Below are 24074 nucleotides of genomic sequence, written 5' to 3'. Positions count from 1 at the left end.
CCGGTACACTCCCGTGCCGCGGCGCGGCGGCGGCCCCGTCCCCGCCCTGGTCCGCTACCTCATCGCCGCACCTCCGCCACGTCCACGATCCGGTTCTCCCGCCGGGCCAGGTCGCACGCCTCGGCCAGGTAGAGCGCCTCCAGCGCCTCCTCGGGCGGGCAGGGGTTGCCGTGCCGGCCCGCGACGAGGCCGATGAAGGCGCGCAGTTCGGCGTCGTAGGCGTCGGCGAAGCGGTCCAGGAAGCCGGTGTAGGGACGCCGGGGGGACGCGCCGTCGGGCAGCCCGGTGGCGGGGGTGCGCTCGTCCAGGCCGGCCACGACGCTGTCCTTGGAGCCGAACAGCTCCAGCCGCACGTCGTAGCCCGCGGCGTTGTAGCGGGTGGCGGCCAGCAGGCACAGCGTCCCGTCGTCGAGGGTCAGCAGGGCGGCGCCGGTGTCGACGTCGCCGTGGCGGCGGAAGACCTCCTCGCCCCTGTTGGCGCCGACGGCGGCCACCCGGACGACCTCCCGGCCGGTGACGTACCGGATCGAGTCCAGGTCGTGGATGGCGCAGTCGCGGAACAGGCCGCCGGAGCCCGGCACGTACGACGGCGGCGGCGGCGCGGGGTCGAAGCTGCAGGAGCGGACGGTGTGCAGCCAGCCGAGCCGCCCGCTCGCGACGGCCTCGCGCGCGGCGACGTACCCGGCGTCGAAGCGGCGCTGGAAGCCGACCTGCACGGGAACGCCCGCGGCGGCCGCGGACCGCACTGCCTGGAACGTTCCATCAAGGTCCGGGGCGAGGGGCTTCTCGCAGAACACCGGTACCCCGGCCGCCACGCCGCGGGCGACCAGGGCCGCGTGGGCCTCGGTGGCCGCGGCGACCACCAGGCCGTCCAGGCCGGCCTCGAACAGCTCCCGCACCGAGTCGGCGGCCCGCACTCCCAGGCCGGCGGCCAGGTCCCGCGCGCGTCCCGCGTCGGCGTCGGCCACCACCAGCGAGTCGACCTCGGGCATCTCCCGCAGCGCGGCGGCGTGGCGCGCCCCGATGCGCCCCGCGCCGGCAAGTCCGATCCTCATGCGTTCTCCCGGTCGGCGGTTGGGTGGGCCCCGAGTGTGCTGGAGCGTTCCACGAGCGTCAACGCCCCGGACTTCTCGCCGCGGCATATAAAGGTGTCCGAAACGAGACCACCGACGGGCTAGCAAGCGCTAGGTTGTCATCATGCGGGTCCTCGTCACCGGCGCGTCCGGGTTCGTCGGCTCCCACACCGTGCGCGCGCTGCTGGCGGCGGGCCACCGCCCGCGCGCGCTCGTGCGCGACCCGGGACGCGCCGCCAAGGTCCTGGCGGCGTTGGACGTGCCGGCCGAACGCGTCGAACTGGTCCCCGGCGACATGCTCGACGACACCTCGGTCGCCGAGGCGCTGGACGGCTGTGACGCCGCAGTCCACGCGGCCGCCGCGGTCGGCGTCACCGGCCCGCCGGCCGGCCTGGTCGACGTCAACGTGACCGGCACCCGCAACGTCGTCGGCGGTGCCGTCGCGCGCGGCCTGGACCCGGTGGTGTACGTGTCGACCGTCGCGGTGTTCGTCCCGCCCTCCGGCCCCGTCATCACGGCCGACGGCCCGCTGGCCGCGCCCCGCACCGACTACGGCCGCTCGAAGGTCGCCGCCGAACGCTACGTCCGCGAGCTGCAGGACGCGGGCGCGCCCGTCACCATCGTCTACCCGGGCGGAGTGTGCGGCCCGCACCAGCCCAGGCTGGACTCGCTCATGGAGGGCCTGGCCGGCGCGCTCGGCAAGCTGTGGCCGATACCGCCCGGCGGCGTGTCCGTGCTCGACGTGCGCGACCTGGCCAGGGTGCTGACCCGCGCCGTCGTGCCCGGCCAGGGCCCGCGCCGCTGGATGCTCGGCGGCCACTACCTCACCTGGCCGCAGCTGGCCGACCTGTGCGACGACCTCACCGGCGTGCGCTGCCGCCGCCTGCCCGTGCCGGCCGGCGTCATGCTCGGCCTCGGGGGCGCGCTGGACGCGGCCAAGCGCGTACGCCCCTTCGACTATCCGCTGACCAGGGACGCCGCCGAGTTCATGGTCACGCTCGTGCCGACCGACGACCGTCCCGCCCTCGACGCCCTCGGCCTCACCCTCCGCCCGCCCCGCGAGACGGTCGCCGACGCGCTGGCCTGGCTGGCCGGCTCCGGCCACCTGCCCGTCCGCCGGGCCGGGCGGCTCGCCCCCAGAAAGGATCAGCCGATGCCGGGTCTGACCCGCCGCACCGTCCAGCGCGTCTCGGGCTCCCCCTGGTTCGCCAAGGTCGGCCCCAAGATCGTCCCGCCGCTGGACAAGGCGCTGCACCGGCTGACCGGCGGCCGGTTCCTGCTCGGCCAGGCCATCGTGCCCAGCCTGGTGCTGACCACCACCGGCGCGGTGTCCGGCCTCCCCCGCCGGGCGCCGCTGGCCTGCATGCCCGAACCGGACGGCTCCTGGATCGTCGTCGGCTCCAACTTCGGCCGCGAGAAGCACCCCGCCTGGAGCGGCAACCTCCTGAAGAACCCCGACGCCGAGGTCAGCTTCCGCGGCCGCACCGTCCCCGTCACCGCGCACCTGCTCGACGACGCCGAACGCGCCGAGATCTGGCCCCGCCTGCTGAAGACCTGGCCCGTCTACGCCCGCTACGCCGACCGCGTCACCCGGCAGCTGCGCGTCTTCCGGCTCACCCCCCGCGCGTAGCGCGACGCCCGCGCCGGACGCTCTCCGGCGCGGGCGTCGGCAGGGGCCGTCGTCACGCGGCGACGGCGGTGCCGTTGGTGGCGGGTTCCAGGGCCAGTTCCAGGACCTCGCGGACGTCGCTGACGGCGAACACCGTCAGCTTCTCCAGCACCTCGGCCGGGACGTCCTCCAGGTCCGGCTCGTTGCGCTTGGGCACGATGGCCGTGGTGATGCCCTGCCGGTGGGCCGCCAGCAGCTTCTGCTTCAGGCCGCCGATGGGCAGCACCCGTCCGGTCAGCGACACCTCACCGGTCATCGCCACGTCCGCCCGCACCGGACGGCCCGACAGCAGCGACGCCAGCGCGGTGGTCATCGTGATGCCCGCGCTCGGCCCGTCCTTCGGGATCGCCCCGGCGGGCACGTGGATGTGCACGCCGCGGTCCTTCAGGTCGCCGACCGGCAGCTCCAGCTCGGCGCCGCGCGAGCGCAGGTAGCTGAGGGCGATCCGCGCCGACTCCTTCATCACCTCGCCCAGCTGGCCGGTCAGTGTCACGCCGGTGTCGCCGGTCTCCGGGTCGGCCAGCGACGCCTCGATGTAGAGCACGTCGCCGCCGGTGCCGGTGACCGCCAGCCCGGTGGCCACGCCGGGCACCGCGGTGCGCCGCTCGGAGCGGCTCAGCTCCACCTCGGGGGTGTGCCGGGGCCGTCCCAGGTACTGCTTCAGGTCGTCCGCGCCGACCGTGACCGGCAGCGTCTCGCGGCCCAGCGCCACGTTCGCGGCGACCTTGCGGAGCACCCGGGCGATCGAGCGGTCCAGCGACCGCACGCCCGCCTCCCGGGTGTACTCGGTCGCCAGCCGCCGCAGCGCCGCGTCGTCGAAGGCCACCTCGGACGCCTCCAGCCCGGCCTTGTCCAGCTGCCTGGGCAGCAGGTGGTCGCGGGCGATGGTCACCTTCTCGTGCTCGGTGTAGCCGTCGAGCCGCACCAGCTCCATGCGGTCCAGCAGCGGCCCGGGGATGGCCTCCACGACGTTGGCGGTGGCCAGGAACAGCACGTCGCTCAGGTCGAGCTCGACCTCCAGGTAGTGGTCGCGGAAGGTGTGGTTCTGCTCGGGGTCCAGCACCTCCAGCAGCGCCGCGGTCGGGTCGCCCCGGTAGTCGGCGCCGACCTTGTCGACCTCGTCCAGCAGCACCACCGGGTTCATCGAACCCGCCTCGCGGATGGCGCGCACGATGCGGCCCGGCAGCGCGCCGACGTAGGTGCGCCGGTGCCCGCGGATCTCCGCCTCGTCGCGCACGCCGCCCAGCGCGACCCGCACGAACTTGCGCCCCATGGCCCGCGCGACCGACTCGCCCAGCGAGGTCTTGCCGACCCCGGGCGGGCCGGTCAGCGCCAGCACCGCGCCGCTGCGCCGCCCGCCGACGACGCCGAGGCCGCGGTCGGCGCGCCGCTTGCGCACCGCCAGGTACTCGACGATGCGCTCCTTGACGTCGTCCAGGCCCGCGTGGTCCTCGTCCAGGACGGCGCGGGCGCCCGCGATGTCGTAGGCGTCCTCGGTGCGGGTGTTCCACGGGATGTCCAGCACCGTGTCCAGCCAGGTGCGGATCCAGCCGCCCTCCGGGGAGGCGTCGGACGCCCGCTCCAGCTTGTCGACCTCCTTCAGCGCGGCCTCCCGCACCTTCTCCGGCAGGTCGGCGGCCTCGATGCGGGCGCGGTAGTCGTCCTCCTCGCCCGCGGGCTCGCCGTTCAGCTCGGCCAGCTCCTTGCGGATGGCCTCCAGCTGCTGCCGCAGCAGGAACTCGCGCTGCGTCTTCTCCATGCCCTCCTGGACGTCCTTGCGGATCGTCTCCGCCACGTCCAGCTCGGCCAGGTGGTCGCGCGCCCAGCCGATGACCAGGGTGAGCCGCTCCACCACGTCGGTGGTCTCCAGCAGCTCGATCTTCTGCTCCTGCGACAGGTACGGCGCGTACCCGGCGTTGTCGGCCAGCGCCGACGGGTCGTCGATCCGCTGCACCACGTCCACGACCTGCCAGGCGCCCCGCTTCTGCAGGATCGCGCTCACCAGGCCCTTGTACTCCTTGGCCAGCTCCTGCGCGCGCCCGTTGGCGGGCGGCTCCTCGATCCGGGTGCCCTCGACCCACAGCGCCGCGCCCGGCCCGGTCGTCCCGGTGCCGATGCGCACCCGCGCCACACCGCGCACCACCGCGCCCGGCCCGCCGTCCGGCAGCCGTCCCTCCTGCTCCACCACGCCCAGCGTCCCGACCGCCGCGTACCGCCCCTCCAGCCGGGGCACCAGCAGCACCCGCGGCTTGGGCGCCGACCGTATGCCCGGCCCGGTCGTCCGCGCCGCGGCCCGCGCCGCCTCGACCGCCGCCCGCACCTCGTTCTCGGACAGGTCGAGGGGGACGACCATGCCGGGCAGAACGGCCCCGTCGTCCAGGGGCAGCACCGGCAGCGTCAGGGTCTCGCTCATGCTCCGCTCCAAGTCCATATCAGCGTCGGCCCCCGTCCCCCGGGAACCGCCCTGCGGGACCCAACAAGGTTGAGTCACTCTCACTCAAGAAAACGGAGCAAGATTTTGTTTCCTCTGCAACGTTCGCTCTCAGCGATCACCGCCCTGCCGCCCCGTCCGGGCGCCCCCTGGGGCCTGGGCGGCGCGGGTGGCACGGGCGCCCAGGGCGCGCAGATACGCCACCAGCTCTGGCGGCTCGTGCACCTCGAACTCGCAGCCGAGCATGAGCAGGCGTGACGCGGTCCACTCCAGGGTGTCGGCCGGTCCACGCAGGCGGCAACTGCGGTCGTCGATCGGTTCGATGTCTCCGGCGGCGGCGCCGAGCCGGCGCTCCACCTGGCCTGCCGGAAGCCGCAGAGTCGCCACCACCTCGTACGTGGGCGCGAGCGAGTACAGCTTGCCGGTGACGAACGCCGCCGCGTCCTGTTCGGGCGGTACGCGGGCGGGGACCCGTATCCCGGCGATGGCTGGAGCCGCGGCGTTCCCGTCGCCGACCTCCGGGAGCTCGCCGGCTACTGGCGCAACGAGTACGACTGGCGCCGGCACGAGGCGCGACTGAACGAATTCACGCAGTTCGTGACCGAGATCGACGGTCAGGAGATCCATTTCCTGCACGTACGCTCGGCCGAGCCCGACGCCCTGCCGCTCGTCCTCACGCACGGTTGGCCGAACTCGTTCGTGGAATTCGCCGATCTCATCGGCCGCCTCAACGATCCCCGCGCGCACGGCGGCGATCCCGCCCAGGCGTTCCACGTCGTCGTGCCCTCCGTACCGGGCTTCGGCTTCTCCGCACCGCCACGCGGCACCGGCTGGACCGCGGCACGCGTGGCACGAACCTGGACGGAGTTGATGCGCCGTCTCGGCTACGAGCGGTACGGGACGAAGCCCGCCCTGGGCAGCCGGGACATGCGACATTGGGAGCATGTCCCACGACCGTCGGCTGCGAACCACCTTCGACAGAGCGGCTGCCCTCTATCAAGGCGCGCGCCCCGGCTATCCGGCCGAGCTGTTCTCCGACCTGGTCGCGGTCACGGGGATCGAACCACCCGCGCACCTGCTCGAAGTCGGTTGCGGCCCGGGGACGGCCACGCTGCCGCTGGCGCGGATGGGCTTCAAGATCACCGCGGTCGAACTCGGCGCCGCCCTGGCGGCGGAGGCACGGGACAACCTCGCGGATTTCCCCGACGTCTCGGTGATCACGTCGTCCTTCGAGGGCTGGGAGCCACCGGCCGGCGTCCTCTTCGATCTCATCTACGCGGCCACCGCCTGGAAATGGGTGGACCCGGAAGTCAAGTACGCCAAGGCCGCCGCCCTCCTCGCCCCAGACGGCCACTTGGCCGTCTGGGGCGCCGGGCATGCCTTCCCCGAGGGCTTCGACCCGTTCTTCACCGAGATCCAACACGTCTACGACGAGATCGGCGAAGGCGACGGCGGCTCCTGGCCACCACCGCCACCCGAGGACCAGCCGGACGCCACCGCCACCGAGTTCGAGACGTCCGGCCACTTCTCACTCGTCGCGACGCGGCGCTACGTCTGGGCCCGGCGCTACACCGCGGACGAGTACATCGCGCTGCTCGACACCTTCTCCGGCCACATCGCGATGGAGGCCGCCAAACGCGAACACCTCTACCGCGAGATCCGCCGCCGCCTCGCCGCCCGCCCAGACGGACGACTCACCCGGCACTGGTCCGCCGTCCTAACGATCGGCCGACGCCTCTGACGACGGGGACAAGCGGGTCGCTCTGGTCGGCGCGGTGGGCGGTGGCGCGCGCCCGCGCGTTCGATGGCGGTGACCACGTCGCCGGCCTTGCCGGCGGAGGCGGTGTAGCTGATCGCCACTGCGGCGCCGTCTGCTGCCGGCGCGCGGGCGGTTGCCGTGCCGGTGTCGCGCGATCCGCCGGTGACCAGGGCGACCTTGCCGCTCAGCGGCCGTGCCGTCGTATCCATGGATTCCTCGTGTGATCGCCAGGGGTGGGCGTCAGGGGTGGGCGGCCGGTTCCTGGGGGGCGGGTGTGGCGGCGGGACGGCGGTCGCTTCGCAGCGCGTGGAGCGCGATGAGCAGGCCCGCGACGGTGAGGGCGGCGGCGACGGGGTAGATCGAGCGCGGTCCGGGGCCGTCGATGAGCCGTCCGCCGAGCCATCCGGCGAACGCGGCGGCGAGCTGGAAGCCGGAGGCGTTGACGGCGACGGCCAGGGTGGGGGCGGCCTGGGCGGTGGCCACCACGCGGGTCTGCATGCCCGGAATGATGGCGAACGCCAGGACACCCAGCAGGAACCACAGCACCGCGGCGGAGACCCGATGGCCACTGGCCGGCCAGCCCACCGCGAGCGCGCCCGCCAGGACGGTCAGCAGACCGGCCAGGGAGGGCATGAGCGCCTTGTCGGCCAGCCATCCGCCCAGGAAGTTGCCGAGGACGGCGCCGGTTCCGTACACCAGCAGCAGCAGCGGCACCGCCTCGTCGGAGAACCCGCTGACATCGGTGGCCAGTGGTGCCAGGAAACTGAAGACGGTGACGACCCCCAGGTTCCCCGCCGCGGTGAGGGCGATGGCCAGCATGACGTCCCGTCCGGTGAACACGCGCAGCTCGCCCACCAGCGAGCCGACGGCCGGGGCGGGCTGGTCGGGCATCGACCGCAGCACCAGGGCCAGGGCGGCGGCGCTGAACGCGGCGACCGCCGCGAAGGTCGCCCGCCAGCCGAGGTTGTGACCGATGAAGGTGCCCAGCGGAGTTCCGGCGACGATCCCCAGGTTCATGCCCAGCGTCAACCGCGCCACGGTGGAGGCCTGCCTGCCGGCGGGGGCGGTGGAGACGGCGGTGGAGATCGCGACGGCGAAGAAGGTGGCCACCACGAGACCCGCGAGGAAACGCGCGGCCAGCAGGACCGGGTAGGTGGGTGCGAGGGCCGAGGCGGTGTTCCCCACGATGGAGGTGGCGACGAGCCCCGCGATGAGCGGTCGGCGGGGCAGCCGCGCGGTCAGTGTGGTGACCACCGGCCCTCCGACGATCATGCCGAGGGCGTAGGCGCTGACCAGCAGTCCCGCCGCCGGAACGGACACCGACAGCTCGCGCGCCACGTCCGGCAGGATCCCGGCGATGACGAACTCCCCGGTGGTCAGGCCGAAGACCACCAGCATGAGAGAGAAGACCAGAAGCGGCATGGCATCGCCCCAATATAATTCGAACTCGTATGTTCCGAGTCATAACTATCATGACTCGAAACAGTCCGACTAGACTGACGGCATGGCGGAGCGACGTGACGCGGTGGCGGATCCGGTGGCGGAGGGGCAGATCGACCGGGACGTGTGCAAGCTCGTCCACCGGTTCACCCAGAAGCTGGACGTTCACGTGCGCGCCGTCGCCGACGAGCTGGGCCTGACCCCCACCCAGGTGATCGCGCTGCGAGAGCTGTCGGACCCGATCACGGCGCGGGAGCTGGCCAGGCGGATGGTCTGCGAGGCCTCCAACGCCACATTCGTTCTCGACCGGCTGGAGCACCAGGGTCTGATCGAGCGGCAGCCTCACCCGACCGACCGACGCGCCAAGCGGATCGTGCTCACACCCGCGGGCGAACGCCGCCGGGCCAACGTCCTGGAACGGCTGAACGCCCACTCGCCGCTGGCCGCGCTCAGCCCCGCGCAACAGGAATCCCTGCGCGACCTGCTCCAAGCCCTCGTCACCTGAACACGGCGGCCGACCCGCTCCCGCCAGGACGGGTGCAGCTTGCCCGCGGGGACCTCGCGAGCTGGGCGGGCGGCTCACTGCAAACGAACCGCGACCGGCCGCGGACTGGCCTGGTCCGCGCCCCCGACGGAAAGGCGGCAGCCCGTGCGCGGGATCAACTTCGGCAACGTCCTGGACCACCTCGGCGACGACTCACCGCGGCTGCCCCTGAGGGACGAGCACTTCGACTCGGTGCGCGCGGCCGGATTCGACACCGTCCGCCTGCCGGCGCGGTGGTCCGCGCACGCCGGACACGCCGCCCCCCACACGATCGAACCGGGTTTCTTCCGCCGCGTCGACCAAGCCGTGGACGCGGCTCTTCGGCGGGGCTTCACCGTCGTGCTGAACGTGCACCACTACCACGAGCTGCAGGAGGCTCCGCAGGAGCACGCGACGCGTTTCGTGGCCCTGTGGCGGCAGATCGCCGAACACTACGCCGGTCACGACGCGCGGCTGCTGTTCGAACTGCTCAACGAGCCGCGCGACGCGCTGACGGCCCGGCTGTGGAACCAGCTGCTGCGGGAGGGACTCGCTGCCGTACGCGCCCACGACCGGGAACGCACGGTGATCGTGGGGTCGGCCCGGATGAACGACGTCGACGCCCTCCCCGAACTCGCCCTGCCCGCCGACGAGCACCTGATGGCCACCGTCCACTACTACGCGCCGTTCGAGTTCACCCACCAGGGCGCGCCGTGGGTGCCCGGGGCCGCTCGTTGGCTGGGCACCACCTGGGGCGACGACGCCGACCGTCAGCGCGTGCGGGACGACCTGGAGAAGGCGGCGCGCTGGGCGGACGAGCAGGGCGTCTCCCTGTTCATCGGGGAGTTCGGCGCCTACATGGAGGCCGACGAGGAGTCCAGGGTGCGGTGGACGTCGTTCGTGCGCGCGGAGGCCGAACGGCTCGGATCGGGCTGGTGCTACTGGGACTTCGGCACCGACTTCGGGGCGTTCGACCCGCGCAGCGGCACCTGGCGCGAGCCGCTTCTGCGGGCCCTGCTCCCCTCGTGAGGCCTCGCCCAACGGACCACGCCGGCGGTGCCGTTTGCCTGGAGCGTCTGGGGGAATCCGGCATGTCATGATCTTCGAGGGTTTCACGCTGGAGCGGGTGGACGTCGGCGAGGCCGAGCTGCGGGTGCGGCACGGCGGCTCCGGGCCCGCCCTCCTGCTGCTGCACGGCCATCCGCGCACGCATGCGACCTGGCACAAGGTCGCGCCGCTGCTGGCCGAGCGGTACACCGTGGTGTGCCCGGACCTGCGCGGCTACGGCCGGTCGTCCAAACCGCCGACCACGCCCGACCACGCGCCGTACTCCAAGCGCGCGATGGCCGCCGACTGCGTGGCCCTCATGCGCGCCCTCGGCCACGAACGTTTCGCGGTGGCCGGGCACGACCGGGGCGCCTACGTGGCGACCCGTACCGCGCTGGACCATCCGGACGCCGTGTCGGCGCTGGTGGTGATGGACGCGGTGCCGATCGGGGAGGCGCTGGCGCGCTGCGACGCGAGGTTCGCCGCCTCCTGGTGGCACTGGTTCTTCTTCGGCCAGACCGCCAAACCCGCCGAGCAGGTCATCAACGCCGATCCCGACGCCTGGTACACCGCGACCGACGCGCACATGGAACCCGAGGCCTGGGCCGACTACAAGGCCGCGATCCACGACCCTGAGACGGTGCACGCGATGATGGAGGACTACCGCGCGGGCCTGGGGATCGACCGGGCCCACGACGACGCCGACCGCGCCGCGGGCCGCCGCGTCACCGCCCCGACCCTGGTGGTGTGGGCCGCCAAGGACGACATGGAGGAACTGTACGGCGACCCCCTCGCCATCTGGCGGGACTGGGCGACGGACGTGCGCGGAACGGTCATCGACTGCGGCCACCACATCGCCGAAGAGGCCCCGCACGACCTCGCCGCCGCCCTGACCGCATTCCTCGACGGCCGTCACCCCCTCCCCCGCCATTGACGGTTGCGGGATGGGGGCGGAGGGGGCAGGCTCGAAGGCATGGATCTTGGATTGGCGCCGCACACTGTCGTCATCGTCGTGGCGGTCGCGCTCGTCGGGATCGTGGGGTTCCTGCTGGCGATCCGGCAGGAGCAGGCCGAGCGCCGAGGTCAGCAACTGGTGTCCGCCGAGGTGGGAAGCCTGGAGCTTCCGGAGATACGGCGCCTGCTGCAGCAGAACCTCATGACGCCGCACCAGCAGTTCTGGCAGGTGATGGAGGAGGGCCTCGTCAGGTTCCGGCCCCGTGACCGCCAGGAGGAGCTCCAGCGGCAGAGGCTGCTCCAAGAAATCCGGCTGCGGCTGCTGCCGTGAGTCGCCGGCGCGGCTCCCGGCAGGGGGCGGCGCCTTGCGAGGACGAACCGGGCGCGGCGCGTGGGCGTAACGGGCTCGCCGCCGGCCCGTTCGGGTTCTGATCCGGCCTGTGCCGCGTCTTCTCATTCGGCATGCGCCGCGTCTTCTATTTCGGCCTGTGCCGCGTCGTCGTGCTGACCGCGTGCGCCCGGCGCGGCGTGGGCGAGCACGTCATCGCCGCCGCGCGCACGGCGGCGTCCGATCACAGATCTTCCCAGGGCGGCGTTTACGAGGCCATGACCTGGGGGTACGTACCGCAACGAGATCGTGACAGCGAGTGAAGGTCAACCCTCCGGGCCGGTAAAGGCCCGACCCGGTGGATCGAGGAGGGGTCACATGCCGCACACGGCGAGGGTCAGCGCACCCCTTCCGTCCGCCCCGTCGCACGACCTCGTCCGGACGGCCGAGGACCGTCCCGGCGCGTCGGCCCGCACCCGGCATCGCCCCCTTGCGCGTTCGGGTGCCCGCGGTGCCTGCGCCCGGCGGCACGCCTCGGGCCCTCGGCCGCTCCGGGCCGAAGGCGGGCCTGTCGCCGCAGGAGCGCGGTGCGGCGGCAGGCTCCCGGACGACGGGCGCCCGGCCCACGGCCGGGCGTTCCCCCGGGCGCCGGTGCCGTACGCCCCCGCGGCACCGGCGCCCCCCGTCCGCACCGACCATCACACGGGCGCGTCACGCGATCATGCGTGCGGCCGTTCCCCGCACGGCCGTACGGCCGTCCCCGAAGGGAGGTGAGTGGCACAGGCAAGCGATCAGCAGGGCGGTCCGGCACCCCTGTCCCGACCCCGTTCCCGGGCCGTCCGCACAGATGAATCGAGTACCGCTGCGGTACCAGGCCCGCGGAGACCGCCCGTCTCCGCGGGCCGTCCCGTGTCAGAGCCGGCGGCGCCAGTACTGGCCGTGGATGCGCGTGCCGAACCGCTCGACGGGCTCCTCCTCCAGCTCCAGCTCGAACCCGGCGCGCTCGTAGACGCGGCGGGCGGCCTTCTGCAGGGCCGTGGTCCACAGCATGATCTCCCGGTAGCCCGCGGCGGCGGCGAAGCGCAGGCACTCGTCCACCAGGGCCGTGCCGACGCCCATCCCGCGCGCGCTCGGCTCGACGTGCAGCAGCCGCAGCTGGGCCACGCGGTCGTCGCGGCGCACGCAGAACACGCTGCCGACCGGCTCGCCGTCGGCCTCGGCGATCCAGGCGTTCTCCCGTTCGGGGTCGTGGCCGTCGACGTAGTCGGCCACGACCTTGGCGACCAGCGCCTCGTAGGTGCGGTCCCAGCCGCACTCGGCGTCGTAGAGGGCGCCGTTGCGCTGCACCACCCAGCCCAGGTCGCCGGGACGCAGCGGGCGCAGCGCGACGGTGCGCGAGGGGGCCTCGCCGTCGAGGATGCCGCGGATCGTCCGCATGGCCGTGACGAGCCGCCCCCGCTCGTCGTCCGGGAGCCGCTCCAGCATGTCGCGGATCTCGGCGACGGACCGCTCGTCGAGCATGGCGAACACCTCGCGGCCCTGCCGGGTGAGCCGGACGATCTGGCGTCGGGCGTCACCCGGGGAGCGTTCGCGCAGCACCAGGCCGTCGCTTTCGAAGCGGGCCAGCATGCGGCTCAGGTACCCGGCGTCCAGGTCGAGGGTGCGGCGCAGGTCCAGCACCTCGGTGGCGTCCCGCTGGGCCAGCTCGAAGATCACCCTGGCCTCGGTCAGCGAGTACGGGGTGTGCATCAGCCCGTCGCCGAGCACCCCGATGACGCGGGTGTAGAAGCGGTTGAACGAGCGGACCGTCGACACGTCCTCCGCCGAGATCGTCATGCGCCACCTCCAGAACGTTTGACTCAGTCAAACATATCTGCGGGGGCGAGGTCCAGCCGGAGGGCGGCGCGGGCCGCGGCGCGGGCTCAGACCTCGGCGACCGGCTGCTCGGCGGCGCGCGCCACCGCCCGCGCCTCCCGGACGATCCGCCGCTCGATGAAGAAGGCCAGGAAGGGCACCAGCCCCGCCGACACCATGAGCACCATCTGCTTGAGCGGCCACTGCGCCCGGCGCCACAGGTCGTAGGCCATCGCCAGGTAGACGATGTACAGGGCGCCGTGGATCGGGGAGATGATCGACGACGGGGTGCCGTTGCCGCCGATGTACCGGATCGGCATGCCGACGAAGACGACCATCAGCAGCATCACGCCGACGACGATCGCCAGGATGCGGTACCGGTTGATGGCCGCTTCCACAGATCACACCTTTCTCAGCGAGTCCTGGTAGGACGACGCCGCCGCGGGTGCCGCGGCGGCGTGAGGGTGCCGGGCTCGGGGGTGCGCAGGCGGCGGACGGCTCCCGGTGACGGTCAGTCGGGGCGGCCCGCCTGCGCGTTCAGCCGCGCCAGGTAGCGGTTGTAGGCCGCCAGCTCCGGGTCCTCTTCCTCCTGCCGGCGGATGATCTCCTGCTTCACCTTGGCCTCGGCGGGCTCCTCGATGACCTTCGGCGCGCGGGTCGAGGGATCGCCCTTGAGCTCGTCGCGGATCATCTTGATCCACATGACGATCACGAAGCAGGCGAAGATCGGCCATTCGAAGGTGTAGGCCCAGCTGCGGTCGTTGCCCGCCTGGGCGCGGTCGAACTGCCACCACCCGAAGCCGAGGAAGGCCACGAACAGCACGATCGCCAGGGCGTGCAGCCCAAGCCATCCGGGGGTGAAGAACCTTCGCACGTCACCGAGCCTACCCCGGGGTCCGCCAAGGCCGTGACCGCCCCCGGTCATCGACGTTTCATCAGGTCGGGGGCGGTCCGGTGTAGACGGCGCGGGGCCGCAGGGGGCCGCTGCGCCCGTACTCCTCCAGCGCGTGCGCGATCCACCCGGCGGTGCGCGCCACCGCGAAGACGACCTCCCCCGCGCCCGGGACCATCCCGGCGACCGAGGTGAGGGCGGCCAGCGCCATGTCGCTGTTGGGGGCGGGCAGGCGCCGCCGTTCGGCCTCGGCGAGGACGGCGGCGACGACGTCGAGCCGGCGGTGGCCCGGCGCCGCGTCGCACACGAGCTCGTAGAGGCGGGTGAAGCGGGCGTCCCCCGCCTTGTAGACGCTGTGCCCGAGCCCGGGGATGCGCTGGCCTCCGCGCAGCCGCTCGCCTATCACCCGGGACGCCCGGCCCGGCTCGCCGATCTCGGCGAGCATCAGCTCGGCGCCGTAGGAGGCGCCCCCGTGCAACGGCCCGCTCAGCACGCCCAGCCCCGCGGCGACCACCGCGTACGGGTCGGCGCGGACGGAGGCCGCCACCCGTGCGGCGAGCGTGGAGGCGGCCAGTTCGTGGTCGGCCATCAGCACGAGCGCCGCCTGCAGCGCCCGCATCAGCCCCGGCGACGGCGGCGCGCCGCACAGCCGCCCCCACAGCCGCTCGGCGATCGTCCCCTCGCCCTCGCCTCCGGCGGGCGCGCCGCCCCCGCCGGCGGGCGGCGCGACGGACGGCGCGGCGGGCTCCACGCGGGGCAGCGCGTCGACGAGGCCGGCGATGAGGGCGCGGGCGGTGGCGATCACGCCGGGACGGTCCAGGTGGAAGCGCAGCGGGTCGGTGGCGGCGAGCGCCGTGGTGATCACCTGGAGGCGGTCGAGCGGGAGCAGGTCGGCGGGCAGGCCGGACTGGGCGGCGACCGCGGCGGCCAGGCCCTCGCGGGACGCCCGCCACCGCCCCGCCTCGCCGGACCCGGGCTCGCCCGTCCACAGCCAGGCGGCGACCGCCTCGAAGGGCCGTTCACCGGCCAGTTCGAGGGCGTCGCGGCCGCGGTAGTACGGGCGGTCGGCGCCCAGCGCGGTGACGGACGACTCGATGACCAGCTCGGCCGGGCCCGGCGGGCGGCGGGGCCGGCCGCGCCGCGCCAGCTCCTCGACCTCGGCGGCGTCGAACAGGCTGCGCCGCCCGTCCGGGTCGCGCCGCCGGCGCAGCACGCCGCGGCTGACGTAGGCGTACAACGTGGCGGGCTTCACACCGAGTCGGCGCGCGGCCGCCGCGGCGTCGATCCACTCCCCCGCCTGCGCGTTCTCCGCCATCCCTCGCCCCTCATGTTGATTTTCGTCAATATTGATACATGTGGACGGCAGTGTCAATCTGGGGCGACGGGCTCCCCCGGCGAGCGGCTCCCGGCGAGCGGCTCCCGGCGCAGCGATCCCCCGATGAGCGAAAGGCGGCGTGTCATGCCCCGGATCCACTTCCTCGACGTCACCAACCGGGACGGCGTGCAGACGGCCCGCACCGGGCTGTCGAAGTTCGGCAAGACGATGGTGAACTTCTACCTGGGACGTCTCGGCGTGGCGCAGTCGGAGATCGGCTTCCCGTTCCTGTTCCACGAGGCGCCGTACGTGCGCGCGCAGGTCGCGCTGGCCGAGGCGGGCGCGTTCGGCGGGCTGCGGCTGTCGGGCTGGTGCCGCGGGGTCGCCCGGGACGTCGAGCAGGCCCTGCCCCTCGGCCTGGCGCACTACAACCTGTCCATCTCGACGTCCGACTACATGATCGCCAACAAGTTCCGGGGACGCCTGGACCGCGCCGCGATCATCCGGGAGATGACCGAGGCGGTCCGCACCGCCAAGGCCGGCGGGGCGCGCACCGTCGGGGTGAACGCCGAGGACGGCTCGCGCACCGACGACGGCTTCCTCACCGAGTTCGCGCTGGCCGCCAAGGAGGCGGGCGCCGACCGCGTGCGCTACTGCGACACGATCGGCGGCGACACCCCCGACCGGATCCGGGAGCGGTTCGCCAAGCTGGCCGCCGCGACCGGGATGCCGGTCGAGACGCACTGCCACAACGACCTCGGCATGGCGGTGGCGAACTCGGTGTCGGGCGCACTGGGCGACCTGGAGGCGGGGCAGGACGCCTGGGTCAACACCTGTGTCAACGGGATCGGCGAGCGGGCCGGCAACGCCGACCTGCTGTCGACGATCCTGGCCTTCCGGCACGGCTTCGGGCTGGGCGGACGCGCCGAGATCGGCGATCCGCTCGACCTGTCGTGGGCGCGGCGGTTCGCGCTGTGGGCGAGCTACGCGCTCGGCCAGCCGCTGCCGTACAACCAGGTCGGCGTCGGGGCGAACGCGTTCGCGCACGAGTCGGGCATCCACGCCGACGGGGCCCTGAAGGACCACGGCAACTACGAGCTGTACGACGAGGAGACGCTCGGCCCCTTCCCCGAGGACTGGCACGCGCGGCGCGGGCGGGTCGTGCTGACCGGCGAGTACGGCGGCCGCGCCGGGTTCCGGCACGTGCTGGACGGGCTGGGCGTGGAACCCGCGGACGAGGAGACGGCGTTCAGGCTCGTCCAGTTGTGCAACGCGATGACGGGCCGTCCGCTGACCGACGACGAGCTGCGCCTGATCGCGACCTACCCGCACGAGCTCGCGCTGCTGTTCCCCGGCGGGCTGGACTGATCCGGCGGAAATTGTCGCATCCGCCGTCTAGGTTCCTGCCATGGCGATCACGGCGACGGCGGGACCGGCGCAGACATACAGCTACCGGCGGCCCTCGGGGCTGTCCGGCGGGCTGCTGGGGCTGTCCACCTCGGGCGGCACCACGGCGGCCGGGCCGCAGGCCCACCCGTACTTCTTCAGCGGGCTGCTGACGCAGGCGGCGCCCGCGGCGGCGGCCCTGCTGGGGCTGGCGGACGTGGCGCAGACCCGCTACCACCGTCCGATGCCGACGGCGTTCCGCGACCCGGTGGTGACGTGCAACGGCGACCGGCTGCGGCTGGAGTCGTTCTCGGCGTGCGGCGGCGTGTACGCGCGGCTGGACGTGCTGCAGCAGGCGCTGGACGGCGAGGTCCACGAACGCGGCACCACCAACGTCGACGTCAACGGGCCGTTGCGGGAGGCCCTGGCGCGCGTGGGCGGCGCCGACCCGCTGCATCTGGCGGTCGGCGCCGATGAACTGGCCGTCACCACGCTCGACGGCGCGGTGGTGGAGAAGAAGGTGCCGCTGCCCGACCGCTGGCTGCGGGGTTTCGCCGAACTGCAGGTCATCACCGCCGGGTTCGACCTGCGCGCCGAGCTCGCGAAGGCGGAGGCGGTGCGGTTCCTGCGCGGCCTGCCGCAGGCGGCGCGCGGCACGATGTGGGCGGTTCCGGCGGGGCGGGGGCTGCGCCTGACGTCCCGTCCCGCCCCGGGGGCGGTGTGCCTGTCCGGGCCGGACCGGTTGCGGACGATGCTGCCCCTGCTGCGTTTCGCCCGGGCACTGCGGGTGTACGGGCCCGCCGCCTCGCCCGGCGACGCGTCCCCGTTGTCGAGCGCGTGGGAGCTGGAGCTGCCCGGCATGCGGTACGTGCTGACGCTGTCGCCCGAGCCGTCCCGCGGTTTCTCCGGCGAGGGCGCGGTGCTGGACGCGCTGGCCACCGACCAGGCGGCCGACGACGCCGAGATCGTGGGCGCGCTGCTGGACTTCGAGCCGCGCGTCGAACCGGACCTGCTGGCCGACCGCGCGGGCCTGGACCTCGTACGGGTGCGGGCGGCGCTGACCCAGCTCGGCACCGCCGGACGCGTCGGGTACGACACGGCCGAGGCGGCGTTCTTCCACCGTGAACTGCCGTACGCCCCCGAACGCGTCACCGCCCTCAACCCCCGGCTGCGCGACGCGCGCGCTCTGGCGGACGGCGGGCACGTGCGGTTCACCGAACCGGGCGTCGCCGTCGTCACCACCGGCGGCGGGGAGCGCCGGGTCCGGTTCGCCGGCGACACGCAGGAGGCCTCCTGCACCTGCCCGTGGTGGGTGGAGTATCGCGGCGGCCGCGGCCCCTGCAAGCACGTGCTGGCCGCGCGGATGGTCCGCGACCGTCGGGCGGAGGCCGCGCGATGAGCGGGGAGACGATGAGCGGGGAGACCAGGGCCGACCGGGCGTGGCGGATCGTCAGCACGCAGATCCGCGAGGGCAATCCGGCGAACGTTGCCGCCAAGCTCGCGCTGCTCCGCGAGGACGAACGGCGGCTGGTCGGCGGGCGGCTGCCCGACCTGTTCAAGGAGATGCGGGGCGAGCGGTGGAACATCTGGGGCGCGGACGCCGCCCGGGCGAACGCCCTCAAGGTCGCGGGCGCCGGCTGCCTCGGCGGCGCGGCGGCGGTGGCGACCTGGCTGTGCCGCTCGGACCTGCGGACGTTCTCCTTCCACGCCTCCGCGGCGCCCGTCGTCGACCTGATCGCCGAGGTCGTCGCCGACCGTCCCGCCGCCTGGCGCGCCGAGGTGGCGCGCAGGATGGCCGCGCGGCTGCCCCTCAACGACAACGACAGGGGCGTCGCCTGGCGGATCACCGAGCGGCTCGCGCGCGACTCCGGCGAGCCGCCTCCGCTGGACGACGGTTTCGTGGCGGGCTGGATCAGGTGGACGTTCCCGGGGGAGATCGACCCCGGCGACCCGTTCTTCCGCGCTCTGCTGCCCGGGCTGTTCGAGATGGACGCGGCGGGCCGCCTGCTCGACCCCGGCGGCTGGAGCGTCGACGGCTGGGTCCACAGCCTCGTCCGCATGGCCGCCGCCGGGCAGGTCGACCGTTCGCTGTTGCTCGACGGATGCGTGCGCCGTCTCCTGCGCGGCGGCGCCGTCCAGGATCTGCGCTGGTACGGCGTGCTGCACGACGCGCTGGAGCCGACCGTCGCCGAGAGCACGGCGCGGCTGCGCGACTACCTGCGGCTGCTGCCCGCCGCCCCCGCGCGCGTCGCCGAACTGGCGCTGGAGCAGGTCCGCCGCGTCGACGAGGCGGGTGCGCTGGAGGAGGCCGCGTTCACCGAGGCCGCCGAGGCGCTGCTGTTCCGTCCGGAGAAGAAGCTGGTCCGGGCCGCGCTGACCTGGCTGGACCGCACCGCGCGTCCCCGCGACCGGGTCGACGCCGCGTTGACCGCGCTCACGGTCGCGTTCGGGCAGGAGGCCCTCGACCTCCAGGAACGCGCCGCCAGGATCGCGGCCAGGCATGCGGGCAGGGCCGGGGACGAGGCGCGCGAGGCCGTCCGGCAGGCGGCCGGCGCCCTGCACGGCCAGGCCCGCGACCTGCTCGCGGCGGCCGTCGGGCCGGTGGAGCCGCCCGACCCGCAGCCGTCCGTCCCGATCCCGCTCGCTCCCCCGGCGCCCGCCCCGCGTCCCCTGCCCCCGCCGATCGGGTCCCTCGCCGACCTGGAGGAGGCGGCGCGGACGGGGCTGCGCGGCGACGCGAACATGGCCGACGGCGAACGGTTCCTGGCGGGCGTGGTCGCCCTGGCCTACCGCGATCCTGAGGGGGCCCGCACCACGCTGCGCCGGGTGGCCTACGGCGTGGCGCCGTGGCTGGAGTTCCACTACAACATTCGGACCGGCCACCCGGTGACCTGGATCTCCTCCGCCATCCGGCCGCTGGTGCCGCCCCGCCACAAGGTCCGCGGCCATCGGGCGTCCGGCGCCTCGATCGACCGGTGGCCCGCCGCGAACCGCGTCCTGCTGCGACGCGCGCTGGAGACGGCCGAGGCGATCGGGCGGGTGCCGCTGCTGCTGGCGACCCCCACCGAAACGTCCGGCCACATCGACCCCGAGGTGCTGGTCGAGCGTCTCGAACGCCTTGAGAAGGAGAACCTGGAGCCAGGACCGGTCGACCTCGACCAGGCCCTGTTGAGGCTCCCCCGCCGGATCGACGCGGACGTCGTCTCCCGGGCCCGCCGCCTGACCTCCCCGGCCGGACGCGCCGCCGCGTCCCGCATGGCCGGCGGCCTTCCCGACCCGTCCGTGACCTGCACCGTCCACCACGCCCCCGACCGCGCGGTGTACTTCGAGAGTGCGCAGAGTTCCACGACCGACTTCCTGCTGTCGACCGTGTCGGCCCCGGACGCCGAGGGCCCGGTGGCCCGGCTCCTGCTGCGCCACTCCCCCCAGGAGGCCGTCGACTCGGTCTACGACGTGGCGTTGCTGTCCTGGTGGCCGTCCCTGCTGCCCTCGCACCGGGAGGTGGTCGCCGCGCACCTCCTCACCTACCTGGTCCTCATGACCGAGTCACGGGAGGGGCAGGGCGAGGTGCTGCTGGCGCTGGCCGAGGCGGACGGCCCGGCCGGAGCGGCCACCGCGTCCGCGCTGGCCCTGGGCCTGTCCATGCTCCCCAAGGAACGTGTCGGCGCGGTGGACGCCCTGCTCGCCCTGTGCGGCCGGCGCCGGCTCCCCGCGGCCGCCATGGGCGAGGCGATCGGCACCCTGGCAGGGCTCGGCCACATCAAGCTCAAGCGCGTCACCGACTCGCTGGCCGAAGCCGCACAGGCGGGCGCCCGCCAGGACGTCTTCGCCGTCCTGACCGCCGCCCTGCCCGGCCTTCTCCCGCCACCGGGCCGGCGCGCGCCCGTCGCCCTCCCCGACCTGATCGCCCTCGCCACGCAGACGGCCGAGACGATCGGCGCGAGGGCCGACATCCCCGGCCTGGCGGAGGTGGCCGCGCGCGGCGGCAGCAGCCGCCTGGTCCGCGAAGCGGCCCGCCTCCACCGCCTCCTGACCACCTCATGACCCGCGTCCCGAGAGGGTGCGCAGAGGCGAGACGATGGGGAGGTGCAGGTATTCGTCCATGGCGGTAGGGCCGCGGTGAGCGGAGAGATGGAGGGCCGATGACGCGGACACTGGCGTTCGGCGCGGTCGAGACCGTGCTCGGCACGCTGCTCGTCGGCGCGACCGAGGAGGGAGTCGTGCGCCTGGGCTGGCACGACTCCCCCGCCGAGCGCGCCCGTGTCGCGGCCGCGGTCGGCCTGCCCGTGGTGGACGACCCCGCCCGCACCGCCCCGGCGCTGGAACGGCTCGCCGCGTACTTCGCCGGTAAGACGGAACCGTTCGACCTGCCGGTCGACTGGCGGCTGACGTCGCGGCTGCAACGGCAGGTGCTCGCCACGCTGTACGAGTCGGTGCCGTACGGCTCGCTGGTGACCTACGGCGAACTCGGCGAGCGCAGCGGCACCGGGGTGCCCCCGCAGGCCATCGGGCAGGTCATGGGCAGCAACCCGATCCCGATCGTCGTGCCGTGTCACCGCGTGGTCGCGGCCAACGGCCTGGGCGGCTACAGCGGCGGCTCCGGCATCGAGGTCAAGCGCTGGCTGCTCACCCTTGAGGGCGCCCTGCCGGCCACGCTGGACTGGGATCTGGACCGGGGGCCCTGACGACCCGCCGCGCGGTCAGCGCTGCCGGCGGAAGTGGTCGATCATCTGCTCGTACGGCAGCTCGTACACCGCGTGCACGTCCCAGTTGACCACGTCCATGTACGGTTCGAGCATCTCGGTCAGCTCCTGCGGGTTCTCCGTCTCGAGGAGCATGAAGCCCGCGCCGCCGCCGGCCAGGTTGTACCAGCCGCGAATCTTCTCCGGATGGGTCAGGCCCTTGTCGTGCTGCTCCAGGACGCGGTGGCGGACGTCCTCAGCCCGTACGCCGGGCTGGTAGCGGAATCGGCAGTACCACATCATTGCTCGGCCTCCTCAGTCGACCAGTGGCGGTCCCCTTACCTGCACAAAGACCGTTAAACCCGACACGCCCGGGCGTTCCCCGGCAGCGTTCTTCACGGGTTCTTCTCGGGTTCTTTCCGCGTTCTCTCCGGGTTGTCTCCGGGTTCTCCGCTGCGTTCCCGCCGGGCGGTGACGGCGGCGAAAGTAGAATGAGGCGTGCCGAGAATCAGCGAGCCCACGGTCGCCCAGCACCGCGCGCGTCAGCTGCGCACGCTCCTGGACGCCGGGCGCGCGCTGGTGGCCGAGGAGGGGCCCGAACGGCTGTCGCTGGCCGCCCTGGCCCGGCGGGTGGGGCTGTCGCGGCCCAGCCTGTACGAGTACTTCCGGTCCAGGGACGACCTGGTCGCCGCGATCGTCGAGGACGAGCTGCCGCGCTGGGCCGCGGCGGTCGAGCAGGCCCTGGCCGGTCCGGCGGACCTGGTCGCCAAGGTCGAGGCGTACGTGCGGGCGCAGCTGGAGATGATGACCGACGGCCGCCACGCCGCGGCCGTCGCCCTGGCCGAGCACGCGCTCGCCGAACCCGCGCGCGAGCGCATCCGCGACGGCCACGCCCAGCTGCTGCGCCCGCTGGTCACCGCGCTCGCCGACGGCGGCGTCCCCGACCCGCGGCTGCGCGCCGCACTGGTGCAGGGCATCGTCGACGCCGCCGCCAGGGCCGCGCAGCGGCAGGCCGCCGACCCGGAGACCATCGTCCGCACCGCCGTCGCCCAGGCCGTCCACGGCCTGGCGGGGGTGGACACCGCCGGCGCCGGGAACGCTCCCGACACCTGAGAGCCGCCGTGGGCGGCGCCGCCGGGGCCGGCGGGCCGCGCCTTGCCGGTCAGCCGGGGAGGTTCGCCTCGATCGCGGCGGTGATCTCCTCGGACTCGGGCTCGGTCTGGGGGGCGAAGCGCGCGACGACGGTGCCGTCCGGGGCGAGCAGGAACTTCTCGAAGTTCCAGCGGATGTCGCCGGTGTAGCCCTCGGCGTCGGCGAAGCCGACGAGGTCGCGGTAGAGGGGGTGCCGCCCCTCGCCGTTGACCTCGACCTTCTCGGTGAGCGGGAAGGTGACGCCGTAGGTCGTCGAGCAGAACTCGGCGATCTCCTCCGGCGTGCCCGGTTCCTGGCCCATGAACTGGTTGCAGGGCACGCCGAGCACGGTGAACCCGCGTTCGGCGTACCGCTCCTGGAGTCGTTCCAGCCCGGCGTACTGGGGAGTCAGGCCGCACTTGGAGGCGACGTTGACGACGAGCACGGCCTTGCCCCGGTACTGCCGGAGGTCCGCGGAGCCTCCCCGCAGACCGCCGATCTCCACCTCGTAGACAGACATGGGGCCGATCTTAGGAGATGCCCCTCCGCCTCGTCCGCGACCTGCCGGCGGTCACGGGTGGGACGGAACACTCGCGGGGCGGGGCCCCTGGCGGCGCGTCGGGCTACCGCCGCGTGGAGCCCGCCCCGTGTTCGCTAACCCTGCCCCAGGTTGATCGAGGTCACGAACGACCCGAGCTGGGTACCGGCGTTCCCCAACTGCGCGATCGCGTTGTTGACGACACCTGCCGCGTCCTGCGGCGAGCTGAGCAAGTAGAAGATGACGAAGGCGATGGCCCCGTAGCGGAGATACTTCTTCAACATCCCGATGCCGTCCCTCTAGTAGCGCAGCGACACAATGACCCGATCCAATTGTGCCCGTCTGCGTCTGCCCGCAAAGCGCGAGTTTACTGTGACGGCACGGCAAGCGGATGATCCCCCGCGACGGAAGAATCACGTGTCCTTCCGGCGTCCCGGGGTTGCGTCCCGCCCCCGTCCCAGGTCAGGGGATGGCGCTGACGAACGTCGAGAACGACTCGGCGGCGCTGCCGAGGCCGCCCAGGCTCTGGTTGACCAGGCCGGCCGCCGCCTCCGGCCGGCTGACGATGTACCAGATGACGAAGGCGAGCCCCGCCATCTTGAACCACTTCTTGTTCACGTCCCCCACCTTCTGTAGCAGAAGCTCCACGCTCAGTGATTCCCGGTGGCGGCACCGAGCGGGCCAAGGGGGCGAAAAGACAACGTCAAGCGCGGTCGGCGGGCATGCCGTGGCGCGTCAGGTACTCGGTGTAGAGGGGACGCAGCGCCTCGGCCATCTCGCCCTCGCCCGCGTGGGTGAACTCCTCCAGCAGTGACAACCCGTGGAGCAGGTCGAACGTGGCGCGGTCCTGCTCGCCGAGGGCGGCCGCGGCCGCCGGGATCGCGCGCAGCAGCTCCCACAGGAAGCCGACGTCGCGCCGCTCCCTGGCGCGTGCGATCGCCCTGTCGTGCAGTTCCTTGGCCGGCAGCCGTTCCAGGCCGGCGGCGTCGGGCGTGGCATCGGACATGGGTCGACTCTATTGCGGCGGCATCTAATGCGGCGGCGCGGCCCGG

General features: G+C 73.5%; 25 protein-coding genes and 1 pseudogene. 13 read left to right on the top strand and 13 right to left on the bottom strand.

Translation table 11 applies throughout. The features are described from left to right. Positions 1-59: 59 nt before the first annotated feature. On the bottom strand, positions 60-1055 hold the full coding sequence (locus ABD811_RS35245) for a Gfo/Idh/MocA family protein (protein ID WP_344956424.1): 996 nt from the start codon (positions 1053-1055) through the stop codon (positions 60-62). Between the two features lie 142 nt (positions 1056-1197). Between ABD811_RS35245 and ABD811_RS35240 the strand changes: the two genes are divergently transcribed. Further along, entirely contained in the window at positions 1198-2703 is a 1506-nt protein-coding gene (locus ABD811_RS35240) for a nitroreductase family deazaflavin-dependent oxidoreductase (protein WP_344956422.1), read from the top strand. Positions 2704-2755: 52 nt separating this feature from the next. Here the strand turns inward: ABD811_RS35240 and lon are convergent, their stop codons facing one another. Both lon and ABD811_RS35230 read right to left on the bottom strand, forming a co-directional pair. Continuing rightward, positions 2756-5155 carry an endopeptidase La gene (gene lon, locus ABD811_RS35235; RefSeq protein ID WP_344956420.1) on the bottom strand — a complete coding sequence of 800 codons (2400 nt, stop codon included), beginning with the start codon at positions 5153-5155 and terminating at the stop codon, positions 2756-2758. 129 nt (positions 5156-5284) lie between these two features. Next, a complete protein-coding gene (locus ABD811_RS35230) occupies positions 5285-5560 on the bottom strand; it encodes a WYL domain-containing protein (RefSeq protein WP_486303620.1) in 276 nt (91 codons plus the stop codon). Between the two features lie 57 nt (positions 5561-5617). Here ABD811_RS35230 and ABD811_RS35225 point away from each other — a divergent pair. Both ABD811_RS35225 and ABD811_RS35220 read left to right on the top strand, forming a co-directional pair. Further along, a pseudogene (locus ABD811_RS35225) lies at positions 5618-6079 on the top strand (epoxide hydrolase family protein); the annotation flags it as partial. A gap of 37 nt (positions 6080-6116) precedes the next feature. After that, entirely contained in the window at positions 6117-6914 is a 798-nt protein-coding gene (locus ABD811_RS35220; protein WP_344956418.1) for a methyltransferase domain-containing protein, read from the top strand. A 258-nt stretch (positions 6915-7172) separates the two neighbouring features. Here the strand turns inward: ABD811_RS35220 and ABD811_RS35215 are convergent, their stop codons facing one another. Continuing rightward, complete coding sequence (locus ABD811_RS35215) at positions 7173-8354, bottom strand: MFS transporter (protein WP_344956416.1); 1182 nt, start codon at positions 8352-8354, stop codon at positions 7173-7175. 82 nt (positions 8355-8436) lie between these two features. Between ABD811_RS35215 and ABD811_RS35210 the strand changes: the two genes are divergently transcribed. The 5 genes from ABD811_RS35210 (at position 8437) to ABD811_RS35190 (ending at position 11547) form a co-directional block, all read left to right on the top strand. Then, a complete protein-coding gene (locus ABD811_RS35210) occupies positions 8437-8877 on the top strand; it encodes a MarR family winged helix-turn-helix transcriptional regulator (protein WP_344956414.1) in 441 nt (146 codons plus the stop codon). A gap of 144 nt (positions 8878-9021) precedes the next feature. Further along, on the top strand, positions 9022-9924 hold the full coding sequence (locus ABD811_RS35205) for a glycoside hydrolase family 5 protein (protein ID WP_344956413.1): 903 nt from the start codon (positions 9022-9024) through the stop codon (positions 9922-9924). A gap of 70 nt (positions 9925-9994) precedes the next feature. Continuing rightward, the gene (locus ABD811_RS35200; protein WP_344956471.1) at positions 9995-10876 is read left to right on the top strand and encodes an alpha/beta fold hydrolase; all 882 of its coding nucleotides are present in this window, start codon (positions 9995-9997) and stop codon (positions 10874-10876) included. 39 nt (positions 10877-10915) lie between these two features. Next, the gene (locus ABD811_RS35195) at positions 10916-11227 is read left to right on the top strand and encodes a hypothetical protein (RefSeq protein WP_344956411.1); all 312 of its coding nucleotides are present in this window, start codon (positions 10916-10918) and stop codon (positions 11225-11227) included. A gap of 131 nt (positions 11228-11358) precedes the next feature. Beyond that, positions 11359-11547, top strand: coding sequence for a hypothetical protein (locus ABD811_RS35190; RefSeq protein WP_344956409.1), 189 nt, complete (start codon positions 11359-11361; stop codon positions 11545-11547). A 589-nt stretch (positions 11548-12136) separates the two neighbouring features. Here the strand turns inward: ABD811_RS35190 and ABD811_RS35185 are convergent. The 4 genes from ABD811_RS35185 to ABD811_RS35170 form a co-directional block, all read right to left on the bottom strand. Then, on the bottom strand, positions 12137-13060 hold the full coding sequence (locus ABD811_RS35185) for a bifunctional helix-turn-helix transcriptional regulator/GNAT family N-acetyltransferase (RefSeq protein WP_344956407.1): 924 nt from the start codon (positions 13058-13060) through the stop codon (positions 12137-12139). An 86-nt stretch (positions 13061-13146) separates the two neighbouring features. Next, positions 13147-13476: a DUF3817 domain-containing protein gene (locus tag ABD811_RS35180; RefSeq protein ID WP_344956405.1), complete on the bottom strand. Its 330-nt coding sequence runs from the start codon at positions 13474-13476 to the stop codon at positions 13147-13149. 113 nt (positions 13477-13589) lie between these two features. Beyond that, on the bottom strand, positions 13590-13952 hold the full coding sequence (locus ABD811_RS35175; protein WP_344956403.1) for a hypothetical protein: 363 nt from the start codon (positions 13950-13952) through the stop codon (positions 13590-13592). Between the two features lie 61 nt (positions 13953-14013). Further along, positions 14014-15285, bottom strand: coding sequence for a citrate/2-methylcitrate synthase (locus tag ABD811_RS35170; RefSeq protein WP_344956401.1), 1272 nt, complete (start codon positions 15283-15285; stop codon positions 14014-14016). A 144-nt stretch (positions 15286-15429) separates the two neighbouring features. Between ABD811_RS35170 and ABD811_RS35165 the strand changes: the two genes are divergently transcribed. From ABD811_RS35165 to ABD811_RS35150, 4 genes are all read left to right on the top strand, one after another. Beyond that, positions 15430-16653 carry a homocitrate synthase/isopropylmalate synthase family protein gene (locus tag ABD811_RS35165; protein ID WP_344956399.1) on the top strand — a complete coding sequence of 408 codons (1224 nt, stop codon included), beginning with the start codon at positions 15430-15432 and terminating at the stop codon, positions 16651-16653. Positions 16654-16693: 40 nt separating this feature from the next. After that, entirely contained in the window at positions 16694-18070 is a 1377-nt protein-coding gene (locus tag ABD811_RS35160) for an SWIM zinc finger family protein (RefSeq protein WP_344956397.1), read from the top strand. Next, entirely contained in the window at positions 18067-20715 is a 2649-nt protein-coding gene (locus ABD811_RS35155; protein ID WP_344956396.1) for a DUF7824 domain-containing protein, read from the top strand. Before ABD811_RS35160 ends, ABD811_RS35155 begins: the two co-directional genes overlap by 4 nt. A 98-nt stretch (positions 20716-20813) precedes the next feature. Continuing rightward, entirely contained in the window at positions 20814-21356 is a 543-nt protein-coding gene (locus ABD811_RS35150; RefSeq protein ID WP_344956394.1) for a methylated-DNA--[protein]-cysteine S-methyltransferase, read from the top strand. Between the two features lie 15 nt (positions 21357-21371). Here the strand turns inward: ABD811_RS35150 and ABD811_RS35145 are convergent, their stop codons facing one another. Beyond that, on the bottom strand, positions 21372-21656 hold the full coding sequence (locus tag ABD811_RS35145) for a DUF3303 family protein (protein ID WP_344956392.1): 285 nt from the start codon (positions 21654-21656) through the stop codon (positions 21372-21374). A gap of 195 nt (positions 21657-21851) precedes the next feature. On the opposite strand from ABD811_RS35145, the gene ABD811_RS35140 reads away from it, so the two are divergent. Beyond that, positions 21852-22466, top strand: a complete 615-nt coding sequence (locus ABD811_RS35140; protein WP_344956390.1) for a TetR/AcrR family transcriptional regulator — start codon at positions 21852-21854, stop codon at positions 22464-22466. A gap of 49 nt (positions 22467-22515) precedes the next feature. On the opposite strand, the gene ABD811_RS35135 is transcribed toward ABD811_RS35140, so the two are convergent. From ABD811_RS35135 to ABD811_RS35120, 4 genes are all read right to left on the bottom strand, one after another. Continuing rightward, positions 22516-23004 carry a glutathione peroxidase gene (locus ABD811_RS35135; protein WP_344956388.1) on the bottom strand — a complete coding sequence of 163 codons (489 nt, stop codon included), beginning with the start codon at positions 23002-23004 and terminating at the stop codon, positions 22516-22518. Positions 23005-23138: 134 nt separating this feature from the next. Further along, positions 23139-23306, bottom strand: a complete 168-nt coding sequence (locus ABD811_RS35130; protein ID WP_344956386.1) for a hypothetical protein — start codon at positions 23304-23306, stop codon at positions 23139-23141. 178 nt (positions 23307-23484) lie between these two features. Next, positions 23485-23640 (bottom strand): hypothetical protein, encoded by a 156-nt coding sequence (locus tag ABD811_RS35125; protein ID WP_344956384.1) that lies wholly within the window; start codon positions 23638-23640, stop codon positions 23485-23487. An 85-nt stretch (positions 23641-23725) separates the two neighbouring features. Further along, positions 23726-24028, bottom strand: a complete 303-nt coding sequence (locus tag ABD811_RS35120) for a hypothetical protein (RefSeq protein WP_344956382.1) — start codon at positions 24026-24028, stop codon at positions 23726-23728. Positions 24029-24074: the final 46 nt, after the last annotated feature.

Origin of the sequence: Actinomadura miaoliensis, from assembly GCF_039536785.1 — a bacterium.
Classification (GTDB): Bacteria; Actinomycetota; Actinomycetes; order Streptosporangiales; family Streptosporangiaceae; genus Spirillospora; species Spirillospora miaoliensis.
This window is presented reverse-complemented; position numbering and strand designations above follow the sequence as displayed.